Annotated in this window: 21 protein-coding genes and 1 other RNA gene; 18 read left to right on the plus strand and 4 right to left on the minus strand. The window is 54.7% G+C overall.

Going from position 1 to position 24278, the window contains the following annotated elements; genetic code table 11:
• Positions 1–105 precede the first annotated feature (105 nt).
• From ACXAFI_RS04060 to ACXAFI_RS04075, 4 genes are all read right to left on the minus strand, one after another.
• Entirely contained in the window at positions 106–696 is a 591-nt protein-coding gene (locus ACXAFI_RS04060) for a BON domain-containing protein (protein ID WP_475107780.1), read from the minus strand.
• 3 nt (positions 697–699) lie between these two features.
• Positions 700–1290 (minus strand): SIS domain-containing protein, encoded by a 591-nt coding sequence (locus tag ACXAFI_RS04065; RefSeq protein ID WP_226645585.1) that lies wholly within the window; start codon positions 1288–1290, stop codon positions 700–702.
• A gap of 63 nt (positions 1291–1353) precedes the next feature.
• Positions 1354–1716, minus strand: coding sequence for a YraN family protein (locus tag ACXAFI_RS04070; RefSeq protein WP_216646259.1), 363 nt, complete (start codon positions 1714–1716; stop codon positions 1354–1356).
• Positions 1703–3616, minus strand: coding sequence for a penicillin-binding protein activator (locus tag ACXAFI_RS04075; protein WP_475107781.1), 1914 nt, complete (start codon positions 3614–3616; stop codon positions 1703–1705). The genes ACXAFI_RS04070 and ACXAFI_RS04075 overlap by 14 nt, the downstream gene beginning before the upstream one ends.
• A 39-nt stretch (positions 3617–3655) precedes the next feature.
• Here ACXAFI_RS04075 and rsmI point away from each other — a divergent pair, with 39 nt between their 5' ends.
• The 18 genes from rsmI (at position 3656) to ACXAFI_RS04165 (ending at position 24239) form a co-directional block, all read left to right on the plus strand.
• Complete coding sequence (gene rsmI, locus ACXAFI_RS04080) at positions 3656–4498, plus strand: 16S rRNA (cytidine(1402)-2'-O)-methyltransferase (protein WP_475107782.1); 843 nt, start codon at positions 3656–3658, stop codon at positions 4496–4498.
• A 69-nt stretch (positions 4499–4567) separates the two neighbouring features.
• Positions 4568–4935: RNase P RNA component class A (rnpB, locus tag ACXAFI_RS04085), an RNA gene on the plus strand.
• A gap of 465 nt (positions 4936–5400) precedes the next feature.
• Complete coding sequence (gene mraZ / locus ACXAFI_RS04090) at positions 5401–5844, plus strand: division/cell wall cluster transcriptional repressor MraZ (protein WP_152454525.1); 444 nt, start codon at positions 5401–5403, stop codon at positions 5842–5844.
• Positions 5845–5856: 12 nt separating this feature from the next.
• Positions 5857–6789 (plus strand): 16S rRNA (cytosine(1402)-N(4))-methyltransferase RsmH, encoded by a 933-nt coding sequence (gene rsmH / locus ACXAFI_RS04095; protein ID WP_475107783.1) that lies wholly within the window; start codon positions 5857–5859, stop codon positions 6787–6789.
• A gap of 4 nt (positions 6790–6793) precedes the next feature.
• Complete coding sequence (gene ftsL, locus ACXAFI_RS04100) at positions 6794–7069, plus strand: cell division protein FtsL (protein WP_152454523.1); 276 nt, start codon at positions 6794–6796, stop codon at positions 7067–7069.
• Positions 7070–7293: 224 nt separating this feature from the next.
• Positions 7294–9054, plus strand: coding sequence for a peptidoglycan D,D-transpeptidase FtsI family protein (locus tag ACXAFI_RS04105; RefSeq protein ID WP_475107784.1), 1761 nt, complete (start codon positions 7294–7296; stop codon positions 9052–9054).
• Complete coding sequence (locus tag ACXAFI_RS04110) at positions 9051–10580, plus strand: UDP-N-acetylmuramoyl-L-alanyl-D-glutamate--2,6-diaminopimelate ligase (RefSeq protein WP_475107785.1); 1530 nt, start codon at positions 9051–9053, stop codon at positions 10578–10580. The genes ACXAFI_RS04105 and ACXAFI_RS04110 overlap by 4 nt, the downstream gene beginning before the upstream one ends.
• A complete protein-coding gene (locus tag ACXAFI_RS04115) occupies positions 10577–11956 on the plus strand; it encodes a UDP-N-acetylmuramoyl-tripeptide--D-alanyl-D-alanine ligase (RefSeq protein WP_475107786.1) in 1380 nt (459 codons plus the stop codon). The genes ACXAFI_RS04110 and ACXAFI_RS04115 overlap by 4 nt, the downstream gene beginning before the upstream one ends.
• A complete protein-coding gene (mraY, locus tag ACXAFI_RS04120; RefSeq protein ID WP_475107787.1) occupies positions 11956–13041 on the plus strand; it encodes a phospho-N-acetylmuramoyl-pentapeptide-transferase in 1086 nt (361 codons plus the stop codon). The genes ACXAFI_RS04115 and mraY overlap by 1 nt, the downstream gene beginning before the upstream one ends.
• A 6-nt stretch (positions 13042–13047) precedes the next feature.
• The gene (murD, locus tag ACXAFI_RS04125) at positions 13048–14430 is read left to right on the plus strand and encodes a UDP-N-acetylmuramoyl-L-alanine--D-glutamate ligase (RefSeq protein WP_475107788.1); all 1383 of its coding nucleotides are present in this window, start codon (positions 13048–13050) and stop codon (positions 14428–14430) included.
• Positions 14427–15650: a putative lipid II flippase FtsW gene (ftsW, locus tag ACXAFI_RS04130; RefSeq protein WP_475107789.1), complete on the plus strand. Its 1224-nt coding sequence runs from the start codon at positions 14427–14429 to the stop codon at positions 15648–15650. Before murD ends, ftsW begins: the two co-directional genes overlap by 4 nt.
• Entirely contained in the window at positions 15650–16747 is a 1098-nt protein-coding gene (murG, locus tag ACXAFI_RS04135; RefSeq protein ID WP_475107790.1) for an undecaprenyldiphospho-muramoylpentapeptide beta-N-acetylglucosaminyltransferase, read from the plus strand. Before ftsW ends, murG begins: the two co-directional genes overlap by 1 nt.
• Positions 16748–16781: 34 nt before the next feature.
• Positions 16782–18245 (plus strand): UDP-N-acetylmuramate--L-alanine ligase, encoded by a 1464-nt coding sequence (gene murC, locus ACXAFI_RS04140; protein ID WP_475107791.1) that lies wholly within the window; start codon positions 16782–16784, stop codon positions 18243–18245.
• Between the two features lie 6 nt (positions 18246–18251).
• Positions 18252–19076 carry a cell division protein FtsQ/DivIB gene (locus ACXAFI_RS04145; protein ID WP_475107792.1) on the plus strand — a complete coding sequence of 275 codons (825 nt, stop codon included), beginning with the start codon at positions 18252–18254 and terminating at the stop codon, positions 19074–19076.
• Positions 19077–19169: 93 nt separating this feature from the next.
• On the plus strand, positions 19170–20405 hold the full coding sequence (ftsA, locus tag ACXAFI_RS04150) for a cell division protein FtsA (protein WP_475107793.1): 1236 nt from the start codon (positions 19170–19172) through the stop codon (positions 20403–20405).
• 88 nt (positions 20406–20493) lie between these two features.
• The gene (ftsZ, locus tag ACXAFI_RS04155; protein WP_152454512.1) at positions 20494–21744 is read left to right on the plus strand and encodes a cell division protein FtsZ; all 1251 of its coding nucleotides are present in this window, start codon (positions 20494–20496) and stop codon (positions 21742–21744) included.
• A gap of 448 nt (positions 21745–22192) precedes the next feature.
• Positions 22193–23104 (plus strand): UDP-3-O-acyl-N-acetylglucosamine deacetylase, encoded by a 912-nt coding sequence (lpxC, locus tag ACXAFI_RS04160; protein WP_152454511.1) that lies wholly within the window; start codon positions 22193–22195, stop codon positions 23102–23104.
• A gap of 199 nt (positions 23105–23303) precedes the next feature.
• On the plus strand, positions 23304–24239 hold the full coding sequence (locus ACXAFI_RS04165; protein WP_475107794.1) for a M23 family metallopeptidase: 936 nt from the start codon (positions 23304–23306) through the stop codon (positions 24237–24239).
• Positions 24240–24278 lie beyond the last annotated feature (39 nt).

Raw genomic sequence — 24278 nt, forward strand, 5'->3', positions numbered from 1 at the left:
AAAAACGGAGGCTTTTGCCTCCGTTTTTTTGCGCTTGTTCTTTTTGACCGATATCACCAGGCTCTCGTTCAGGCCTAGCTGCAGTAGCGCGCAGTGGATGTGTTATTAGTTGATATATTCCACCGCTTTCACCACTTTCTGAACCCCGCCAATCGAGCGGGTGAGGTCAGCCGCGCGCTCGGCTTCGGCCGGCGTGAGCAGGCCCATCAGGTAAACCACTCCATTTTCTGTCACGACTTTAATGCGTGCACCATCAATTTCTTTGTGGGCGAGTAGGTTGGTTTTGACTTTGGTGGTCAGCCAGGCATCGCTGGTAGAGGCGAGAAAGGTAACTTTGCCGCGAACCTGGGTTTCATTGTAAACCTGGCGAACATTTTGTACCTGGCTCGCCGTACGCCCGGCGAGCAGGCGCAGTTCCTGATCGGGTACCTGTCCTGTGAGTAGCACCACACCATTGAAGGAGGTTACGTCGATATTTGAAGTCTTCAGGTCCGGGTGGGCTTTATTGATATTGACCGTCACTATGGTTTCGATTCTCTCGTCATCGATATAAGTGCCCAGTGAGCGCTTGCCGGGGTCCTGTTCGATCGGGCCATCGTGGGTGGCCTCCATAACAGTGCTGCAGCCACCGAGCAGTGCGGCTGCGGCAAGGGCAGAGAGAAGGCGTTTTCCCAAGGAAAGCTGGTTATTTTTCATGGTTCAGTCCTCGTAGCCACCAAAAAGGCTGCTGTCGATAAGATCACACAGGCAGAAAATAGTCAGAAGGTGCACCTGGTGTACCTCAGCTGCGACATCAGAGGGCACGCGCAGTTCAATATCGTGTGTATCGAGCAGGGCTGCGCAATCGCCGCCGTCGCCGCCGGTCAGCGCCAGTATGCCCATATCGCGATCCCGTGCAGCGCGCATGGCTTGCACCAGATTGGAATCGCGACCATCGCTGCTAATAATCACCAAAAGGTCACCGGGTTGCCCAAGGGCGCGCACCGGGTGGGCAAAGGTATCGGCACTGCCGTGATTTTGCGCAACGGTGCCCATAGAGACACCGTCACTGTTGAGAGCCATGGCTGGCAGGCCCGGGCGTTCGCGTTGGAATCCGCCGGTAAGTTGCGAGCAGAAGCTCTGTGCCAGGGCGCCGCTGACCCCATTGCCGCAGAGCAGCACCTTGCTCTCTGCCAGCAGTGTGTGCACCACCATCTCACTGGCTTCCGCAATCAAAGGCGCCAGTATTTCACCGGCGTTCATGGTGGCTTCCAGGCTGTGGTGAAAAAGGGTTACGACTCGCTGTTCCATTGTGTCCTTAATACTGGCGAACTGGGGTTCGCCATACTTGGCAAGGTAAATCTCGGTTTTGCCTCAAGCTTCGAAGGCGTTTTTAATCCACTGAATGTTTTGCGCATCGCCCTCTATAGCAAGGACATCGAAGCGGCAGGGACAGTCCAGTTTGTGTTGTTGCAAATAGCCGTGTGCGGTGGCGAGCAGTTTCTGTTGCTTGCGAATATCCACACTGGCTCCGGCCCCGCCGAAACGGTTGTTGCGGCGGAAGCGCACCTCCACAAACACTACAGTATCGCTTTCACGGGCGATAAGGTCTATCTCTCCGTGACGACTGCGGTAATTTCGCTCGATCAGGGAGAGCCCGGCACGCTGTAAATAACGTGCCGCGGCGTCTTCCATGTGGGCGCCGACACTTCCCGCAGAGCCTTTAAAAAGTTTCACTATTTTCCGGTTGCAGGCTGGTTTGACGGGAAGGCAGCAGGGGTTCCATGGTGGTAACCGGTACTGGTACGCCTTTTTCAATTTGTGCCCACATCTGCTCACGCACTACGCGGCCATCCGCGCTCAGGCTCAGGGCGCCGGTGAGACCGTACACCTTTTGTTCGGGGAACTGGCGCAACATGGGTAGGCGGGGATAGAGGCGGAAAGCATCGGCACCCAGGGCATAAAGGCGGGCAAAAGCCGGCGGTGGGGCTGCCTGCTCTTCGATATCCCGCCTGGTCTCACTGTCTTCAAACAGCCAGGGCAGCGCAGTAAAGCGCACACCGTTGATATCGCGATCGCGATTTGGGTTGGCCTGGCCGGCAAACACATGGGACGTGGCATAGACCGGCAGATCGCCGGCATAGTAGTAGGTCAACATCGGGTTGAGTTGCCGCGCCTGTTGCGGCAGGGCGGTAACGAAGACCATATCGACATCACCGCGCCTGCGCGGGGTGAACTCCAATGGGGCGGACAGGCGTCCCTGCAGAGCCTTCTTTCGTGCTTTGCTGTCGGGAATCAGTAAGGCATCGCTGACCAGGTCAGCAAATTTACTGTTATTAGTGAAGGTTTTATTAATGCTTACAGAGCCGCCGAGCTGCTGCCATTCCTCCGCAAAGGTTTCGGCACCGCGCTGTCCCCAGCTGCTATCACTACTCAAGACCATTGCCTGGCGGTGTCCCTGGCGGTAGGCGTGGCGAGCGATCTGGCGGGCTTCATCTTCGACGGCAAGGCCGAACTGAACCAGGTCACCGGTCAGGCGACCCTGATCGCCGTAGTTGAGGGCGAGGGAGGGCACGGGTAGTTTTTCGGTGGCCAGAAGATTGGCAACCTTGCTTTTATCGAGCGGGCCGATAATGAATTGAGCTCCCGCATCCACCGCACTTTGATAAACCTCTTCGAAAGGTTGTTCGGTGCCGGTGTCGTACACCATGACACGGGGCGTTGCCGAACCCGCCTTCAGAGCGGTGTAGTGCGCGGCCATAAAGCCGTCGCGGATCGCGCGACCGGCACTGCCGAGTGAGCCGCTGAGGGGAAGCAATAGGGCGATGCTGTCGGCGCGTTGCGCCGCCAGGCGTTCCAGTAGTTGCAGCGCCTGGGGTGGATGGGTGTTGGCGCTGTGTGCCGGCCAGCGCTCGCGCCAGCGGCTGAGCGAGGTCAGTTGAGTGCTGATGTCGGCCTGGGTGTCGCGCCCTAGTAGCGCAAGCTGGTACCAGCCGCGCATTTGAGTGTCGCTGCTGTTATTGGCACGTTGTTGCAGTTCGCTGGAGGGCAGCTGGGTGAGAAGTTGCCAGAAGCCGTTATTGTTCTCGGTGATGCTTTCATCAGATTTGGCCAAGTAGGAAATCTCGCGGCGCTCAGAAATAGCGCTATCTAAATCCCCCAAAAGTCCCCACAAGTCGGCGCGCAAGTTGCGCAGCGGCAGGATTGTGTCTTGTGGCAGTCGCGGCCAGACATCATCGAGTCGCGGTGAGGTTGCCAGATCTAAAGCTTCGAAGAAATCGTCATTATCGACTAGGAGATGGCCATATACCTGGGCGTAACTGGCAAATAGGGTGTTATCGAGCTGTTCGGGATTTATTTTAGTTACTGCCTCTTTGGCCGTCTCTTTGTCGCCCAGCTCGTATAGAATAGCCGCCGCCTGCAGGCGCTGTTGATCCCTGGCGGGTGTCGGCAGAGTATCTGCACGGCGCAACAAGCGCACGGCGTCGCCGCGGCTGATCTGTTGGTTCGCCGGATAAGTGGGCTGGTAGCCCCCGGGGCGTGAGGCCGGAGTCTGGCAGGCGGCCAGGGCCAATGTCAGGGCGGCGGCAGCCACGCTGGTGATCACAGTAGAGGTGCGCCGGGAAGAGGCGGACATATTCTTCTCCCGCAATATTTATATTTGGAGTGAACAGCTATGGGGCCGGATCAGGCGCTGCTATACATTGTTGCTACGCCCATCGGTAATTTGGCCGATATGGTACCGCGAGCGATTGAAGTTCTACAATGTGCCGATCTGGTTGCGGCAGAGGACACACGTCACAGTCAGAGACTCTTCTCCCATTTCAATATCGAAACGCCCCTGATGGCGTACCACGATCATTCCGATGACAAGCGCACCGGCCAGATATTACAGCGCCTGGAGCAGGGGCAAACTGTAGCGTTGATCTCCGATGCCGGCACACCGCTGATATCCGACCCTGGTTACCGCCTGGTGCGCGAGGCGCGCGAGCGGGGCATTCGCGTAGTGCCGATTCCCGGTGCTTGTGCTTTTGTCGCGGCGCTGAGTGCCGCCGGTCTGCCCAGTGATAGGTTTAGTTTTGAGGGTTTCCTGCCAGCCAAAGCCGGCCCCCGTGAGCGCGCACTGCAGGAGCTGGCGAGTGATAACCGCACTCTGGTTTTCTATGAGGCGCCCCATCGGGTCGCCGATACCTTGCAGGCTATGGCGGAGATCTTCGGTACCGAGCGCGAAGCCGTCATTGCGCGGGAAGTGAGTAAGGCCTTCGAGACGTTCCAGTTGATGCCCTTGGGGGAGTTGGTGGACTGGGTGCGTTCCGACAGCAATCAACAGCGTGGTGAAATTGTATTGCTGGTGCGCGGGGCTGAGCGTCGTCGCGACACTGAGTTGGACGGTGAGGCGCAGCGGGTGATGACTCTGCTGCTGGCAGAGTTACCGCCAAAAAAGGCCGCCGCCATTGCTGCGGAGATCACCGGTGTGAATAAAAAGACCCTGTATAACTGGAGCCTGCAGCAAAAATAAGGCGCGGTCTTTTACTGCTGAGGGAAAATGCCTGTTGCATTCCGGCTGTCGCCTCATTACTCTTCGCCGCGAGCTGGCCGGGCAATCGCTGTCGCCTTGTGCGATGGAGGAAAGTCCGGGCTCCATAGGGTGGAACGCCAGGTAACGCCTGGGGGGCGCGAGCCTACGGAAAGTGCAGCAGAGAGTAGACCGCCGATGGCCTCCCTCGATTTCGGTCTGGGGAAGCACAGGTAAGGGTGAAAGGGTGCGGTAAGAGCGCACCGCGCGACTGGTAACAGTTCGCGGCACGGTAAACCCCGTTCGGAGCAAGACCAAATAGGCCCTCTATAGGTGTGACCCGCACTGAGGGCGGGTAGGTCGCTTGAGGTGTCTGGTGACAGGCATCCCAGATGAATGGTTGTCCTCGACAGAACCCGGCTTACAGGCCAGCTCACATAATTCTAAAGCCCGGCATCCGCCGGGCTTTTTATTTTGCTCCCTCTAACTCAGCAGAGCCTCCTTGGCGGCGAATAGAACGGATGCGGCTCCATTTTTGACCGTGGCGCGCTTACTGGTGGAATGGCGGCTAGTTTAATATGGTCGATTATTTTGTAAGTGAGCGCTCGCACTATTTTGTTGCTTTGTGACAGTGATTTTTGTGCCAATACTCCCATCTGGCCTGCAGACCCCGAATTTACTGGGGTTTGTGCCGACTTTGCGGTCGATTTCCTTGACTTTGTGTCGACCAGTTTTATAGTGTCGAAAGTGGGGAAAAGTGGAAATTCGTGGAACTTTGTGGTTTATTCGTCGCCGGTAAGTGGGTATTTACACAGCGCGGCGTAAATTTGAATTTTTCCCGCTATCGGCCCGCTGGAAAAGGGCTTGTCGCGACTAGCGCACAGAAGAGCGAGTGAACTCACAAAGTGTATTTGGGCAGCCATGCAATCAATATGGACGCCAAGGGGCGTCTGGCGATACCGGCAAGGGTCCGTGACCGCTTGCTGGAGGAGTGCGCCGGTTGCCTGGTGGTCACAGCCCACACTGAAGAGCGCTGTCTGCTGGTTTACCCGGCGCCACAGTGGCAGCAAATTTTGCCAAAAGTGGAAGCGCTTCCCAGCTTCAACAAGGTGGCGCGTCGGGCGCAGCGGCTTTTGATCGGATATGCCTGTGAGCTGCAGGTGGATGGCAACGGCCGCGTATTGATTCCCCCCACCCTGCGCGAATATGCGGGGCTGGAGAAAAAACTGATGCTCGTGGGACAGGGCAAGAAATTAGAACTTTGGAGCGAGGAACGCTGGATGTCCTGGCTCGATGACAGTGAAGACGAGGAGGGAATGCCCGAGGAAATGGCTTCCCTCTCCTTATAAGGAGTACACCGGGTGTCTCAAGAATTGCATCGCAGTGTGTTGTTGCGCGAGGCCGTGGACGCCCTGGTGACTGACCCGGAAGGTTTCTATGTAGATGGAACCTTTGGCCGCGGCGGACACAGCGCTGCGATCCTCGAACAGTTGGGCCCCAAAGGGCAATTGTTGGCTGTGGATAAAGACCCCCAGGCGATTGACTATGCGCAGCAGCGCTTTGCCGGTGAATCGCGGTTTTCTATTTGGCACGGCTCCTTTGCCGATATGGATCTCGCCGTTGGCGAGAGGGCGGGAAGTGTCAACGGAATCCTGCTGGACCTAGGGGTTTCATCGCCCCAGTTGGATCAGGCTGAGCGCGGCTTTAGCTTTATGCAGGATGGGCCACTGGATATGCGCATGGACACCAGTCGGGGTATCAGTGCTGCACAGTGGGTGAATAGCGAAGCCGAAGACGAGATGGCTCGGGTATTCAAAGAGTATGGCGAAGAGCGCTTCGCGCGGCGAATGGCCGCTGCCATCGTTCGCCGCCGTGCCGAGAAACCCTTCGAGCGCACCCTGGATTTTGCTGAGGTGGTCAAGGCGGCCAACCCAGCTTGGGAAAAGGGTAAGCACCCGGCGACCCGGGTCTTTCAAGCGATTCGAATTCATGTGAATGGCGAGCTGGATGATCTGCAGAGTACTTTGGAAAAATCTCTACAGTTGCTGGCGCCGGGAGGCCGGTTGGTGATTATCAGCTTTCACTCCCTGGAAGATCGTATGGTCAAGCGCTTTATCCGCGAAAAGGAGCGCGGGCCAAAATTGCCCCGCGGGCTTCCGGTGATGGATAGCCAGATTGCTAAGCCCTTGCGCTCACTGGGTAAAGCGATCAAGGCCAACACCGTTGAGGTGGATGAAAACCTGCGTTCGCGCAGTGCGGTAATGCGGGTTGCCGAAAAGTTGGCTGAGAGTTGATCCGGTGCCTATCAGGTCGCTTCTCGGCATAGCTGTGCTCTGGCTGGGAGCAATCGCCTCGGCTTTGGCAGTGGTGTATTCAACCCAGCGCAGCAGGGAGCTGACTGCGGAGCTGGGCCGGGCACAGAAAACGCGTGATGAATTGCGCTATGAGCAGGAGCGTCTATTGCTGGAGCGGGGAGCCTGGTCCGCTTATAGCCGTGTGGAAAAAGTGGCGAGGGAAGAATTGAAAATGCATATGCCGAGCCCCTCGGAGCAGGTACTGGTTCCGGCGGAGTAGGGTTAGGGATAGGGCTCGGGCTCGGGCGAAAGTAGCTCAGTGGTTCTTTTATTTATGCATTTTTTGTTCGTTTTATGCGGAAACGGTGCGCGCTTAAAATTGAGTATGGCGACACGAAATAATCATAAGAAATGGTGTGCTGGAACGCTATTGGGGGTGCTGGGCAAGCATCCCCGCTAAGAGGTTGGCCCTCAGGATGACAATATAACGCCAATTGGAAAATTATGGGCGCAGTTAAGAAAAAGCAAGTTCAACCGGGAATCGCTCGCTGGCGCTTTGTGCTGGTGGCGGCCCTGCTGTGCCTGCTCGCCCTGGTATTGGTGTCGCATTTAGCCCGATTACAGGTCGTGCCCGCGGCGGAGCGGGGTTACCGATTCCTGCAGGATCAGGGCCGCGCACGGACTATTCGCACCGAAGAAATGGCCGCGTACCGAGGTTCAATTGTTGATCGCAACGGTGAATTGCTGGCGGTTAGCACCCCGGTGCACAGCCTTTGGGCCAATCCCAAACTGCTGCGTGAAAGCAGTTCTGAGCAGATAAGCCAACTCGCTAAGGCGCTGGAGATGAAAGCGGGTAAGTTGGCCGCGCGTCTGGAAAAATATCGCAATAAAGAGTTTATGTATCTGCGCCGCCACCTGACCCCAGAGCAGGCGGAACGGGTGTTGTCCCTCGATCTAGCTGGTGTCTACAGCAAAAAAGAATACCGCCGTTTTTATCCTGCTGGTGAAGTGGTTGCTCAGTTACTGGGCTTTACCAATATCGATGATCGCGGCCAGGAGGGCATTGAGCTCGCCTACGACAGTTGGCTGTCTGGTGAGCCCGGAGCACAGCAGGTGGTCAAGGACTTGAAAGGCCGGACCGTGCAGGAGTTGGCTATTCAGCGCGAGGCTCAGCCCGGTCAGGAGTTGCGCCTGTCGATTGATATGCGCCTGCAATATCTCGCCTACCGGGAATTAAAGCGTGCTGTAGCAGAAAACGGTGCCGCCTCCGGTTTTATGGTCATTTTGGATACCCACAGTGGGGATGTCCTCGCCATGGCCAACCAGCCTTCCTTTAACCCCAATAACCGCAAGGGGGTCAAGGCTGCGGCTATGCGCAATCGCGCTTTGATAGACCAGTTCGAGCCGGGTTCCACGGTAAAGCCCCTAACAGTATTGGCGGCTCTGGAGAGCGGTCGCTATAAGCCGAACACCCAGATAGATACCAGCCCGGGTTATATCCGTGTGCCGGGTAAAACCCTGGTCGATCCAGTCAACTACGGAAAATTAGATCTAACCAGCATCATTACCAAGTCCAGCCAGGTGGGTATTACAAAAATTGCCCTGGATTTGGAACCAAATACGCTGCGGGAACTCTTTTACCGCTTGGGCCTGGGGGAGGCAGTTGGTAGTGGTTTTCCTGGCGAAACTCCAGGAATCTTACCCAGCCGCAGTCGCTGGCACCCAATCGAGCGGGCCAATTTTGCCTTCGGCTACGGTTTAACAGTGAATGGGGTGCAGCTCGCCCAGGCCTACAGCGTGTTGGCCAATGGGGGGCTCAAGCGCCCGGTTTCCTTGATTTTATCGGGTGATCAGCCCGATACGGAAACCCAGCGGGTAGTCGAGGGGCCTCTCGTTAAAGATGTGACTGCAATGCTGGAGACGGTAATTGGCAAGCGTGGTACTGGCCGTCAGGCAGCCGTTGAGGGCTATCGCGTAGCTGGCAAGACCGGCACTGTGCACAAGGTTGGTAGTGGAGGCTATGCCGATAATCGCTACCGCTCAGTATTTGCGGGTTTTATTCCCGCGGACAAGCCGCGCCTTGCTGCGGTTGTAGTAATAGACGATCCCAGTCACGCCAAGTACTACGGCGGTGAAGTGGCAGCGCCGGTGTTTGGCGCTGTGATGTCTGGGGCTATGCGCCTGCTGCAGGTACCGCCAGATCTTAAGGAGTCGGCGGAACGGCAACTGGCCGCGCAGTTAAGCGAAAGGGGTTCAAAATCGTGACTCAGCGCGAACATTCTTTTATTTCCCTGCAGGAATTGGTACCCGGATATGCGGGTATTCCCGATGTGCCTGTGAGTGGTGTGGCTTTGGATAGTCGCAAGGTGAAAGCCGGCGATGCGTTTATGGCATTGCGTGGCTCTGTCGTGGATGGGCGTGAATATATTGATGCCGCAATAGAAGCGGGTGCAGCCGTTGTATTGGCGGATGGGGACAAGCTGGAGTGCAAAACCCATAGGGATATTCTGGTGGTGACTGTGCCCGGACTTGCCAAGCGTGTGGGCGAAATTGCTGCGCGCTTTCACGGCAATCCCAGTGGAAAAATGCACTTGGTGGGCGTCACCGGCACCAATGGTAAAACTACTTGTGCCTATCTCACTTCGCAGTTATTGGCTCGGCACTTCGGCAGTGCCGCCCTGATTGGCACTATCGGTAATGGTATCTGGAACCAGGGAGCGATCGAGCTTCAAGAAACCGGCCTTACCACTCCCGACCCCGTCCGTCTGCAGGAAGACTTTGCCGGTTTTTGCCAGCGCGGAGTGGGTGCTGCTGCAATGGAAGTTTCTTCCCACGCCCTGTCGCAGGGACGGGTGCACGGTCTTATTTTTGATACTGCAATTTTTACCAATCTTTCCCGCGATCACCTGGATTATCACGGCAACATGGCCGCCTACGGGGCAGCCAAAGAGAAGTTATTTGGTCTGCCAAAATTAAAGCGCGGCATTATTAACCTGGATGATCCCTTCGGAGCGCAACTGGCGGAGCGCTGCAGGTTACGCGGCTTGCGTGTATTGACTTATGGTTTGCAGGCGGGCGATTTGCACGTGACAGATTTGCGCCGTCACGAAAAAGGGTTTTCTGTTCAGCTCAACTCCCCATGGGGCAGCGGTGAACTCAATGCGTCCCTGATCGGCGACTTCAATATTTACAATGCCCTCGCAGTAGTGGCCGCCGCTGCTTCGGCGGGGATGCCGTTCGATGAAATCCTTGCGGCTTTTCCCTCCATTCAAGCGGTCCCCGGGCGCATGGAGCGGGTGCAGGTTGAGGATGCGGATGAGGTGGGTGTGCTGGTCGATTATGCTCACACTCCAGATGCCCTGCGCGCGGCACTCTCCGCTGCACGGCCTTATTGCCGCGGCAAATTGTGGTGTGTGTTTGGCTGTGGTGGCGATCGCGATACCGGCAAGCGCGCCTCAATGGGACGTATAGCTTCGGAAATGGCCGACCGCGCTATTGTCACTAGCGATAATCCGCGCAGTGAAGAGCCGCAAAAAATTATCGACGATATCCTCGAAGGTGCCGCCAGTAATATCGAAGTAGAAATTGATAGAGCCAAAGCTATTGGCCAGGCAGTAGCTGCCGCACAACCGGGAGACATAGTGCTGATTGCCGGTAAAGGCCATGAGGATTACCAGATTATTGGCAGTGAAAAAATTCACTTCTGCGATCGCGAGCAGGCCGCTGCTGCGCTGCTCCGGCGTATGGGAAAGCCCCTTAAGGTTGAAGGAATAAAGGGGGAAGCCCAGTGATCGGAGCGCTGAGTTTAAAACAGTTACAAGAACGCTTCGGTGGCGAGTTGGTCAATGGCTCGGTGGAGTTTTCCGAGGTGTGCACAGACACACGCAAGTTAAATTCCCAAGCGTTATTTGTTGCATTGGTGGGTGACAATTTCGATGCCCATGATTTTGTCGGCGAATTGGATGGGCAGGCTCTTGGCTTGGTTGTGGATCGGGAGGTGCCGGGCTGCAGCCTGCCTCAGTGGCGGGTAGAGGATACCACCATGGCACTCGGCCAGATTGGTCTCCTGTGCCGTGAGCAGTTCAGCGGGCCAGTAATTGCGATTACCGGTTCCTGTGGCAAAACCACAGTCAAGGAAATGCTGTCGGCGATATTTTGTCAGCGCCATACACCCTGTGTGACTAAGGGCAACCTAAATAACCAGTATGGCCTGCCGATAACACTATTTAGTCTCGGTAAAGAACACGATGTACTGATTCTGGAAATGGGCGCTAATGGGCCGGACGATATTGCTTATCTATGCAGTATCGGTAAACCGCAAATCAGTGCCGTCAACAATGTCATGCCCGCGCACGTCGAAGGATTTGGTTCTATTGATGCGATCGCCAAGGCCAAGGGGCAAATCTATACCGGCTTGGATGTTGGCGGTGCCGCAATTATCAATGCCGATGACAATTACGCAGACTATTGGCGCGGACGCATGCCCGAAGGCGTGCGCACGCTAGAGGTAGGCCTTGCCAGCCAGTGTGAGATCTATGCGGAAAATATTGCTCTGGATGAGAGTGGTTGTGCTGGATTTGATTTGGTGATCGAAGGGCTTGCCCATCCGCTGCAACTTCAACTTTTGGGTGAGCACAATGTGCACAATGCCCTGGTAGCGGCAGCCTGTGCTTTTGCTGCGGGAATATCGGCAGCAGAAATTGTTCAGGGGCTTTCCAACCTGAGAGTTGTCGACGGTCGCTTGCAGGAACAACGCGGCATTGGTGGGGCTACGATTATTGACGATAGCTACAACGCGAATCCGGGTTCTGTGGGGGCGGCTATCGAGCTATTGGCGCAGCGATCGGGTAAGCGAATCCTGGTGCTCGGGGATATGGCTGAACTGGGGCCTGATGCCGAGGATATGCACCGAGGTGTCGGGGACTTGGCGCGGGAGCGCGGCCTCGATGCGCTATTTACTCTGGGCCCATTGGGCACTGCCGCCAGCTTGGCATTTAACCAGGGACATAATGCGCCTCTACAAAATTATCGGGAACGGGAGCCGTTGATTGCGGCCTTGTCCCAGGAATTAGATAACAACACCACCGTTTTGGTGAAGGGTTCTCGTAGTGCCCGTATGGAACTGGTCGCTCAGGCCCTGCTTGGCAACAGCAGAGGGGAGTCGTAATGCTGCTTTGGCTGGCGGAACTATTACAACAACATGTGAGCGCCTTCTCGGTGTTCAACTATTTAACCGTTCGCGCAATTCTTGCGGCCCTAACCGCGCTGGGGATTTCCTTGCTCGTTGGCCCGCGCATGATCAACTGGTTGAACCACTTACAGGTAGGTCAGGCGATCCGCGATGATGGTCCGGAAACCCACTTGAGTAAATCCGGTACGCCTACAATGGGCGGTACCCTGATTCTTGCTTCAATTTTTGCTTCAGCACTACTGTGGTCCGATCTTGGCAATCGCTACGTGTGGGTCACATTACTGGTGACTTTTGTCTTCGGCGCGGTAGGTTTTGTTGATGACTATAAAAAAGTTGTTCACAAAAACCCCCGCGGTCTCATTGCGCGTTGGAAATATTTTTGGCAGTCCATTGCCGGTCTGGGTGCAGCCATTTATTTATTTATGAGTGCGACCAGCCCGGCGGAAACCCAGTTCTTTGTGCCTTTCTTTAAGGATGTCGCTATTAACCTGGGGCCGGTCACTTTTATTCTGCTGACCTATTTCGTGGTGGTGGGCTCCAGTAATGCGGTAAACCTGACCGATGGCCTCGATGGCTTGGCAATTATGCCCACGGTGATGGTAGGCGGGGCATTGGGCATTATTGCTTATTTGTCCGGGCACGTGGAATTTGCCGATTATCTGCATATTCCTGCAATCGCTGGTGCCGGGGAACTCGCCGTATTTTGTGCCGCTTTGTGTGGCGCCGGCCTCGGTTTCCTGTGGTTTAACACCTATCCGGCCCAGGTATTTATGGGAGATGTGGGTGCTCTGGCACTGGGGGCGGCACTGGGTATTATCGCGGTGATCACCCGTCATGAAATCGTGCTGTTTATTATGGGTGGCGTATTCGTGATGGAGACCGTCTCGGTAATCTTGCAGGTGGCCTCCTTCAAGTTAACTGGCAAGCGTATTTTCCGCATGGCGCCGCTACACCACCATTTTGAATTGAAAGGTTGGCCCGAGCCACGGGTAATTGTTCGTTTTTGGATTATTACCGTAATTCTGGTTTTGGCTGGACTGGCAACTCTGAAACTCCGATAAAAAACAATGAGTCTGATCGCGACCTCATCGCAGCATAAAGTGGTAATTGGACTGGGTGCTACCGGGCAATCGGTGGTGCGCTACCTGCTGCGTCACGGTCATACCCCGGTAGTGGTGGATAGTCGTGATAACCCACCGGGGCTTGCGGATTTTCAGAGGGAATTTCCCCAGGTTGCTGTGGAAACCGGGCCCATGCGGGCGAATACCCTGCTTGCGGCCAGTTTGATTATTGCCAGCCCAGGTGTGCCCTTGGCGGAACCGCTTTTGCAGCAGGCGATTGCTGAAGGTATTCCTGTGGTGGGGGATATCGAGTTGTTTGCCCAGGCTCTACAGCGCAAGCAGTCTAAAGCGAAACTTGCGGCGATTACCGGCTCCAACGGCAAAAGTACCGTCACCACACTACTTGGCAAAATGGCTGAAGCCGCCGGTATTTCTGTGCGGGTGGGCGGCAATATCGGCGTGCCGGTGCTCGATTTATTGGATGACCCCCTGCCGGAATTGTTTGTGCTGGAGCTTTCCAGTTTCCAGCTGGAGACGACCAACTCCCTAGCTCCGACAGTGGCTACCGTTTTGAATATGAGCGCGGACCATATGGACCGCTACCCCAGTATGCTGGAGTACCACCGAGCCAAACAGCGGATTTATCGCGGTGCAGAAGTCTTCGTGGTCAATCGTGAGGACCCTCTGAGCCAGGGGCCATTATCAAGAGAGAGACGAGAGTGGACTTTTGGCCTGGACCGGCCCGATCTCAAGCAGTTTGGTGTGCGCACTTATGAGGGACGTGACTGGTTGGCCCAGGGCAATGAGAATTTATTGCCGGTCGATGAGCTGGCGATGGTTGGGAAACACAATATTGCCAACGCCCTGGCTACCCTGGCGATGGGCAATGTAGTGGGTCTGCCAACGGACGCCATGCTCTCGGTCCTGCGTAGCTTTCCTGGATTGGCTCACCGCTGTGAGCGGGTGGCGGACTTGCACGGCGTTACCTATGTCAATGATTCCAAGGGCACCAATGTCGGTGCGACTCAGGCCGCACTGAATGGGTTGGCTACCTCAACCCGCAAAATAGTTTTGATTGCTGGTGGGGACGGTAAAGGTGCGGACTTCTCCGCTCTGAAGAAAAGCGCAAGCGCCCTGCGCGCAATGGTTTCAATCGGTGTCGATGGAGACAAAATTGCGCGGGTGTTTGCCGAACAGTGCCCAACACTCAGAGCTGACTCCATGGCGGATGCTGTCAGTAAGGCCAGCACCTTGGCTCATAGCGGGGACTATGTATTGCTGTCCCCAGCCTGTGCCAGCTTTGACATGTATCGCAATTTTGAAGCGCGCGGTGAAGACTTTCGCAAAATCGTAGCGATTTTGTGCGAGGGCTCAGGGGAGGAGCAATGAGTGAATTGCCCTCCCTGAATTCTAGACGTGATTTTCTCGATGCTCTTTTGCCATTTAGTGTGTTGGCACTGGTAAGCATTGGGGTTGTGATGGTGGCTTCGGCCTCAATTGCATTCGCTACAGATATGTATGGAGATCCCTGGTATTTCCTGAAACGCCATTTGGCATTTTTGTCGATTGGCGCAATGGCGGCACTACTGGTGAGTCAAATTCCCCTGGCTATTTGGTCGCGGCTGTCCTGGCCACTACTGCTGTTTTCCTGCCTGTTATTGGTAGTGGTGTTGGTGCCGGGTATTGGACGAGAGGTGAATGGCAGTCGGCGCTGGTTAATGTTCGCGGGAATCACTATCCAGCCTGCAGAGGTTGCCAAGTTCTGTATGCTGGTATTTTTTGCCAGCTTTTTAACTCGGCGTAGCAAGCAATTGCATCACTGGAGCAGCTTTATGGTGCCGGTGGTCATTCTCGCTGTGGTCGCTTTATTGCTGTTGCTGCAGCCGGATTTTGGCTCAGTGGTAGTGCTATCCGGTACGGTGCTGGCAATGGTGTTTCTGGGGGGCGCGCGTTTGCCGCACACCTTTTTACTTGTGGCGGCAGCGGCCTGTGGTTTAGCACTGATGGCATTGATGAGCCCCTATCGCTTGCAGCGTCTTTTGACGTTTTTAGACCCCTGGGGGGATCAGTTTGCCAGCGGCTATCAGCTGACCCAGTCACTGATCGCATTTGGTCGCGGTGAATGGTTTGGCGTAGGTCTGGGTAACAGTGTGCAAAAACTGTTTTACCTGCCGGAGGCGCATACCGACTTTATTTTTGCCATCCTCGCCGAGGAGTGGGGCATGTTTGGTGGCTTGGTTGTTGTTGGGCTGTTTGTGATGCTGACTTGCTCATTGCTGCGTTTGGTACGTGAGGCCTTGGCACAGCAGAAGTTTTTTGCTGCCTTGTTGGCATTTGGCATGGCGGTGCAGATCGCGGGGCAGGCTTTTGTGAATATGGGCGTGGCTTCAGGTTTGTTGCCTACCAAAGGGTTGACCCTGCCATTTGTTAGCTCCGGCGGTAGTAGTTTAATTATTTGCTGCGCTCTGTTGGGATTGGCCCTGAGAGTCCGCACTGAGCTGCGTGGCCCAATTGAAGGCAAAGAGGAAACCCCAGGCCTGTTTGCGCAGTTGCCAATATTTACCCGGCGCCGTGTCAGAGCCGGTGTCGGCGGTGGGGAGGTACTTTGATGTCCCATAAAGAACAAATATTTGCCGGTAAGAAGTTTCTACTTATGGCCGGTGGCACCGGCGGTCATGTATTCCCGGCACTGGCCGTGGCAAAGGCTTTGCAAGAATATGGTGCTGATGTCGAGTGGCTCGGTACCCAGCGCGGTATTGAAGCGCGATTAATTCCCGAGGCCAATATTCCTCTGCACTGTATTAGCGTGGAGGGTGTTCGCGGCAAGGGCAAATTGGCCTTGTTCAAGGCGCCAGTGCAGGTTTTACGTGCGGTGGCTCAGGCCCGTGCCGTAGTGAAGGCGGTAGCGCCGGATGCGGTGCTCGGGTTTGGTGGCTTTGCCACCGGTCCCGGTGGTGTGGCAGCCCGGCTCAGTGGAATTCCACTGATCATTCACGAACAGAATGCAGTTGCCGGCACTACTAACCGCTTGCTCGCACGTATCGCCAGTCAGGTGTTGGAAGCTTTTCCCAGTAGCTTGCCCGGCGCCAAGCAGGTTGGTAATCCCGTGCGCACCGAAATTGCAAACCTTTCGGAGCCCCAGTTGCGCATTGGTAGTGAGACACCTCTGCGCTTGTTGGTGCTCGGCGGCAGTCTCGGCGCTGTGGCAATTAATGAACTAGTACCTAAAGCCATCGCTTTATTACCGCTATCCCCGCGACCGAAAGTGGTCCATCAGGCGGGAGAGCGCCATATAGCGTTGGCTCGTGAAGCCTATCAGGCCGCTGGGGTAGAGGCCGAAGTCGTGCCTTTTATCGCAAATATGGCCGATGCCTACAGTGCTGCGGATTTGATTATTTGCCGCTCCGGTGCATTGACGGTTTCGGAAATCGCTGCCGCCGGTGTGGGTGCAATTATGGTGCCTTTTCCGTTTGCCATTGATGATCATCAAACACGCAACGGTGAGTGGCTACAGAGTGCTGGCGGTGCTGTAGTCGTTCAGCAGAGTGACATGGATGCGCAGAGCTTGTCGGAGCTACTGCATAAACTGCTCTCCGATCCGCAAGCGCTATTAAATATGGCGAAAGCCGCGCGCAGTGTGGCAAAGGCCGATGCAACCGAACAGGTGATAGGTGCCTGCATTGAACAGCTGGCCCTTGCCAGATAACAAATACAACACGAGTGGATCAAGGTTAGAAAGTATGGCTTCTGAGCGTACCAAGTTGGAAAAAAGTTACGCTGTACCGACGATGCGTCGCATTCGTCGCATCCACTTCATTGGTGTTGGCGGTGCGGGCATGAGTGGTATAGCCGAAGTACTGCAGAACCAGGGGTACGAGGTTTCTGGCTCCGATCTTCGCGAGTCGACCGTTACAGATCGACTGCAAAAGCTGGGAGTGAAAGTTCAAATTGGGCACAGTGCGGAAAATATTCGCGGTGTCGATGTGGTTGTGAATTCCTCCGCAGTGCATGGCGATAACCCCGAGCTGGTCGCAGCCCATGAAAACCGTATCCCGGTTGTCCGCCGTGCAGAGATGCTTGGCGAGCTGATGCGTTACCGTTATGGCATCGCCGTTGCCGGTACACACGGTAAGACCACAACCACAAGCCTGATCGCCTCAATTTTTGCTGCGGACAAAAAAGATCCCACTTTTGTGATTGGTGGATTGGTTAACTCAGCCGGCGCCAATGCTGCACTAGGGGAGAGCCGTTATCTGATTGCCGAGGCGGATGAGAGTGATGCGTCTTTTATTCACCTTCAACCGATGGTGACGGTGATTACGAATATTGATGCTGACCATATGGAGACCTATGGTGGGGACTTCGAGAAGGTTAAACAGATCTTTATTGATTTTGTTCACAATCTGCCTTTTTATGGTCTCGCCGTGGTCTGTGGTGATGATGCCAATGTGCTGGAAGTGATACCGAAGTTTTCCCGCCCTGTGCTGACCTATGGGTTTGCCGAGGGTAATGATTTTCGCATCGTCGAGGTGAAGCAAGAGCCTTTATGCAGCCACTTCAAGGTGCAGCGCCCAGCGGGTGACCTGCTGGAGGTCTCGGTAAATACGCCAGGTATTCACAATGTGCTGAACGCTACCGCGGCCATTGCTGTCGCCACCGATGAAGGCATTGGCGATGAAGCGATTCAAAAAGGTTTACAAGGTTTTCAGGGCGTGGGTCGTCGTTTCCAAATTTATGGAGATTTCTCTATTAGTGACGACAGTAACGCAGAAAAAGTGATGTTGGTGGATGATTATGGCCACCACCCACGTGAAGTGGCGGCAACTATCAGAACTGTGCGCGATGGCTGGCCTGAGCGGCGCTTGGTGATGGTTTATCAGCCGCATCGCTATACACGAACCCGAGATTTGTTTGAGGATTTCGTTCAGGTTCTGTCCGAAGTGGACAAATTAATTTTGTTGGATGTGTACAGTGCCGGCGAGGCGCCGATAGCTGGGGCTGATGGACGAACATTGGCGCGCAGCTTGCGCAATAGAGGCCAAGTCGATCCGATTTTTGCCGAGACTGTTGATCAGGTTCCACCTATTTTGGCTGATCTTTTGGAGCCAGGTGATGTGGTGCTGACTCAGGGAGCTGGCAATGTTGGTGCTCTTTCACAAAGGCTGGCAGAGTGGCGCCTGGGTGAGAAAGACCTTGAGGCTTGAGTGTAAGTGAGGTCCACACAGAAAAAAAATGCGAGAGCTAAGCAGGCCCAGGTTCGTGGAGCCCGCCCCCTCGGGCAAAGACAGGAGGGCAGAATCCACTGGCGCCCCTGGTTACTTTCAATTGTTTTTCTGATCTTGTCCTTTGGGGTCGTTACAAGTGGTTATTGGCTTTGGCAGCGCCTGCCGGCAATTCAGCTCAGTAGGGTTGATGCGCTCGAGCAGGTGGAGGTCCGCGGAACTTTTAATGCAGTTACTGAAGAGCAGATAAAAGAAATTTTACTGCCGTATTTGCAAGCGGGTTTTTTTTCTGTTGATATCCGCGCGATGCGCACCGCATTGGTGGAGCAGCCGTGGATTACCAGGGTCTCCATAAGTCGCCGCTGGCCTAAAGGTGTGGTTGTTGAAGTCACCGAGGCGCAGCCACTTGCAGTCTGGGGACATGATCGTTTGCTGGTTGCCAGTGGTGCACTGCTGCCGCGACCGGCGCAAATGCAGGTAGGTACGCTACCTGAGCTTGCTGGAGATGAAGAGTTGGTGGGGCAGATCATGTCCCAGTACCAAGCGCTTGCGGGGCTTTTGACCACGCGAGATATGGAAGTAAAACGGTTGTCATTTGATGACCTGAGTGGCTGGCATCTGGAGTTAATGTCGGGAATTGAATTAAAACTCGGTCATGAGGCACTGTTGGAGCGAGTTAACCGCTTTCTCACTTTGAGTCGTGGATTACTCGAACCTTATTTACAAAAAGTAGCCGAGGTAGATACCCGTTACGGCAACGCGGTAGCGGTTCAATGGAAGAACGAGCAAGAGCAAACAGGGAAGCGGCAATAGCCGCAGTTGAAAATAAAGTTTAAAAGCGAAGGCGGTGGTTCGGTTGATAACTAATGAAAAACCGGGACATGGCCCAGCGAGGTTGGAACAAAAATGACACAAGTATCCGATCAGCGCATGATTGTTGGGCTGGATATCGGCACCTCTAAAGTAGTTGCCATCGTGGGTGAGGTATCTGCCAATGGGGATCTCAATATTGTCGGTATTGGCTCCCATCGCTCCACCGGAATGAAAAAAGGTGTGGTGGTAAATATTGAATCCACTGTGCAATCTATTCAGCGTGCCATAGAAGAAGCTGAATTAATGGCGGGATGTGAAATTCATTCTGTCTATGCCGGTATTGCGGGCAGCCATATTCGGAGCCTCAACTCTCACGGTATTGTGGCAATTAAAGATCGCGAGGTAACCCAGCAGGATTTGGACCGGGTAATCGATGCGGCTCGAGCGGTCGCTATTCCCGCAGACCAGAAAATTTTGCACACGCTGCCGCAAGAGTACCTGATCGACAATCAGGAGGGCGTAAAAGAGCCGTTGGGAATGTCCGGCGTGCGCCTGGAAGCGAAAGTGCATTTGGTCAGTGGTGCGGTCAATGCTGCACAAAATATTGAGAAATGCATCCGCCGCTGTGGTCTTGAAGTAGAGGATGTCATTCTCGAACAACTGGCTTCCAGCTACGCAGTGCTGACTGAAGATGAAAAAGAGCTGGGTGTTTGTATGGTGGATATCGGTGGTGGCACCACCGATATCGCGGTATTTACCGGTGGTTCAATTCGTCACACTGGGGTGATTCCCATAGCTGGGGACCAGGTGACTAACGATATTGCGATGGCTTTGCGGACCCCGACACCGCACGCCGAAGATTTAAAAATAAAATATGCCTGTGCTTTGGCAAAGCTGGCACGGGAAGGTGAAACCATTAAAGTGCCTAGTGTGGGGGATCGGGAGCCCCGGGATTTATCTCGCCAAGCTCTGGCCGAAGTGGTAGAGCCTCGTTACGACGAGCTATTTACCCTGGTACAGGCGGAACTGCGTCGCAGTGGTTTTGAGGACCTGTGCGCTGCCGGTGTGGTTTTAACTGGGGGCTCTTCAAAAATGGAGGGTGCGGTTGAGCTGGCTGAGGAAATTTTCCATATGCCGGTGCGTCTCGCAGTACCTCAGGGAATTTCTGGGTTGACCGATATTGTGAGCAACCCAATTTATTCCACCGGAGTTGGATTATTGATGTACGCGATGCAACAGGAAGTGGTTACCGAAGGAAAAACCCGGCCTGCGCGCAACGATAATCAGTGGTGGGACAAAGTAAAGCACTGGTTTCGTGGAAATTTGTAATAGCATGCAACCAGAATTAGCCGTCCCATAAGGGATTTTTTTTAGGCGTGGCTGTAAAATTCGACATGAGCAAGAAAGGGGAACAGCGATGTTCGAGCTAGTTGATAGCGTACAGGATAAACCTGTCATCAAGGTAATAGGAGTCGGCGGCGGCGGTGGCAATGCTGTGAAGCATATGATTGCCAGTGACGTGGAAGGTGTGGATTTTATCTGCGCGAACACCGACGCTCAGGCGCTGAAAGATGTCGAAGCGCAAACAATCCTGCAGCTTGGCAACACCATTACCCGCGGTCTGGGTGCTGGGGCCAACCCTGACATTGGCCGTCAGTCCGCTCTGGAGGACCGCGATCGCATCGCTGAAGTCTTGAACGGTGCTGATATGGTTTTCATCACCGCTGGTATGGGCGGTGGTACTGGCACGGGTGGTGCGCCGATTGTGGCTGAAATTGCCAAAGAGCTCGGCATCCTCACCGTAGCTGTTGTTACCCGTCCATTCAAAATTGAAGGTCGCAAGCGCACCGTGGTAGCCGAAGAGGGAATTCTCGAGTTGCGCGATAAAGTCGACTCTCTGATTACTATCCCCAACGACCGCCTGTTGGAAGTGCTGGGTAGTAAGATCACCATGAAGTCCGCCTATAAAGAGGCCGACAACGTGTTGCTCGGAGCGGTACAGGGCATTGCCGATCTGATGATCCGTCCCGGCATTATGAATGTGGACTTCGCCGATGTGCGCACGGTGATGTCTGAAATGGGTATGGCGATGATGGGCTCCGGCTCTGCTGTTGGTGAGAACCGTGCCCGTGAAGCGGCGGAGAAAGCTGTACGCAGCCCACTGTTGGATAACGTTAACCTTGCCGGTGCCCGCGGTATTCTGGTCAACATTATCACCGGTAGTGAAGAGGCTGGTTGTCAGGAGCTGACCCTGGGCGAATACTCCGAAGTTGGTGAGATCGTACAGGAAATCGCCTCTGATGAAGCCACTGTGGTTATTGGAACCGCAGTGGATGACAAGCTGGGTGATGAGATGCGGGTGACCGTTGTAGCCGCTGGCCTGGGTGAGGGAACCCCTGCGGTTCGACCAGCCAAGGTTGTGGATAACACACGTCGTCCGGAAGCGCGTGAAGTGCGTGAATCCCGCGATGTTCGTGAGAGCCGCGATATGCGCGATATGCGAGAAAGTCACGGAGCTTCGGGGCTGGCTTCTCGCGAGAGTGCTGCCGACACCCGCCCGCGGGTAGATGTCGAGCGTCCCAAGCGCCCAGCTCCGTCTCTGAACCCGGCAGATGCTGATATGGAATACCTGGATATTCCGGCATTCTTACGCCGTCAGGCAGACTGAGTGTAGCCGCCGCAGAGGCAGTACACTGCTCATGTCCACCCAACTTAAGGTTGGGTGTCGCCTCTGCGGTGCGGCTCATTGCAGCATCTTGGCTGGCCTTAGTTTAGCTGGCCTTAGCTTAGAGAGTTGAGCTCTGTGATAGTAAAGATTTTGCCTTAGTCATGCAGTTGTCTTCGGGCTTTCGCTGAGGGCAATGAGAGTCAAGTAAAGTGACTGGTGGGTATAATTAACAATTTTTTACAGTGATCCCGGCGCACGTAGTCTTAGAATACTGTATCTGCGACTAAGATGTGGCGCTCCAATCTTTTTTTAAACTATCCTTGGAAGGACGGTGGCGATGTGTTGAGTTGACCACGCGCCCACAATTGGTATTGGCGTCGCAATTGTGCTAATATCGGCGGCTTGCTGCGCATTACGCGTAGACCACCGACTGGGAAAAGATAGTTTCATGATCAAACAGCGCACGCTTAAAAATGCTATTCGCGCCACTGGCGTAGGTCTGCACACTGGCAAAAAGGTCGTTCTGACCCTTAAGCCGGCTCCCGTAGACACCGGCATCGTGTTCCGTAGAACGGACTTGGATCCGGTGGTCGAAATTGAAGCCCGCGCAGAGAATGTGGGCGATACACTGCTTTCCACTACCCTGGTGAAGGACGATGTCCGCATTGCTACCGTAGAGCACTTGCTCTCGGCAATGGCTGGCCTTGGTATCGACAATGCGATTGTCGAGCTGTCCGCCCAGGAAGTGCCGATCATGGACGGCAGTGCCGGTCCTTTCGTATTCCTGATCCAGTCTGCCGGTATCCAAGAGCAATCCGCGCCGAAGAAATTCCTGCGTATTAAGAAGCCGATTACGGTGGAAGAGGGCGATAAAGTTGCCAGTTTCCTGCCGTTCAATGGTTTTAAGGTCTCCTTTACCATCGACTTTGACCACCCGGTATTCCAGGGGCGCAATCTGACCTCTTCTGTGGACTTCTCCAGCACCTCTTTCGTGAAAGAGGTGAGTCGCGCGCGCACTTTCGGGTTTATGCACGAAATTGAATACCTGCGCTCTAAGGGCTTGGTTCAAGGCGGCTCCGTGGATAACGCTATCGTGATCGACCAGTATCGTATTTTGAACGAAGGTGGGTTGCGTTACGAAGACGAATTTGTGAAACACAAGATTCTCGATGCCATTGGTGACCTTTACCTGCTTGGCACCAGCCTGATTGGTGAGTTTAAAGCCTTTAAATCTGGCCATTCTCTGAACAATAAGTCCCTGCGTCATCTGATGACACAGAAAGATGCCTGGGAAATGGTGACTTTCGAGGGGGAGCAAGAGGCTCCGATCTCCTACGTCAAGCCGATTTTGGCTGTTTAAACTCTGCAAGAAGCCGGCATTATACTGCCGGCTTTTTTACGTGACTGAATCACCAGAGAAGGTTGATGCAATTCTGGTAACCTTACTTTCTTCCGGATGTTTAGGTTTACCGCTCCATTAGTGTGAGGTACTGCACTGGAGTCTCGTCTCACTTATAGAGACAACAAAACTACAAAATATCGAATTTCTCCTGCTTGTTATGAAAGTAATACTGGTCAATGAGCGTGGCGCCACCCGCAGCTTCAACTTTGGTGGACTGAGCAAGGCACTACTGAGCTTGTGCCTGTTGGGCCTCCCGGTTGGTGCTTTTTTCCTGGGCGCCAATCTGCCTGTGACCAAAACCGATTTGTTCGATGCTCGCACGGCCAAGGCGTGGGAGCGCGCTCTGCGTAAGCAGCAGCAGGAAATTGATGAGGCCGATCGTGAGGCTCACGAGCAACTCGCCGCGCTTACGGTAAAGCTGGCTGAGTTGCAGGCCCGTCTAACACGTCTGGATGCCGTGGGTGAGCGTCTTACCGCAGCCGCTAACCTCGACGAGGGTGAATTCGAATTCAGCGCTGCCCCCGCGGTGGGGGGGCCGGAAGACCCCGGTATCGCTGGGGCTTCAGAGCTGCCTTACCAGCCTCCTGAATTTCTCGAAGTGATTGGTGAATTGTCTCACAAGGTGGACGATCGCCAGATGCAGCTGAACACCCTCGAATCCCTGATGGCGAATCTGCAGCTTGAAGATGAGCAGTTTATCGCCGGGCGCCCGATCACTAAAGGCTGGATGTCCTCCCGTTACGGTTATCGCACCGACCCCTTCAGCGGGCGTCGCACCTGGCATAAAGGTGTCGACTTTGCTGGCAAGATGGGCTCAGACGTAGTATCCGTTGCCGCAGGGGTAGTTACCTGGGCCGATGAGCGTCATGGCTACGGGCAGCTGGTGGAAATTAACCATGGCAATGGTTATTCCACCCGCTACGGCCACAACAGTGAACTCAATGTTGGCCTCGGTGATGTGGTTAAAAAAGGCCAGGTGATTGCTCAGATGGGCTCCAGTGGACGCTCTACTGGCCCTCATGTGCACTTCGAAATCTTCAAGAATAATCGCACCGTCGACCCGGCCAGCTACATCCGCCGCACAGGCAGATAACAACTATTCTTCCCTTACGCGCAAATGCTGGCAGCTTGG

It is taken from the genome of Microbulbifer sp. ABH2_005 (assembly GCF_056160005.1).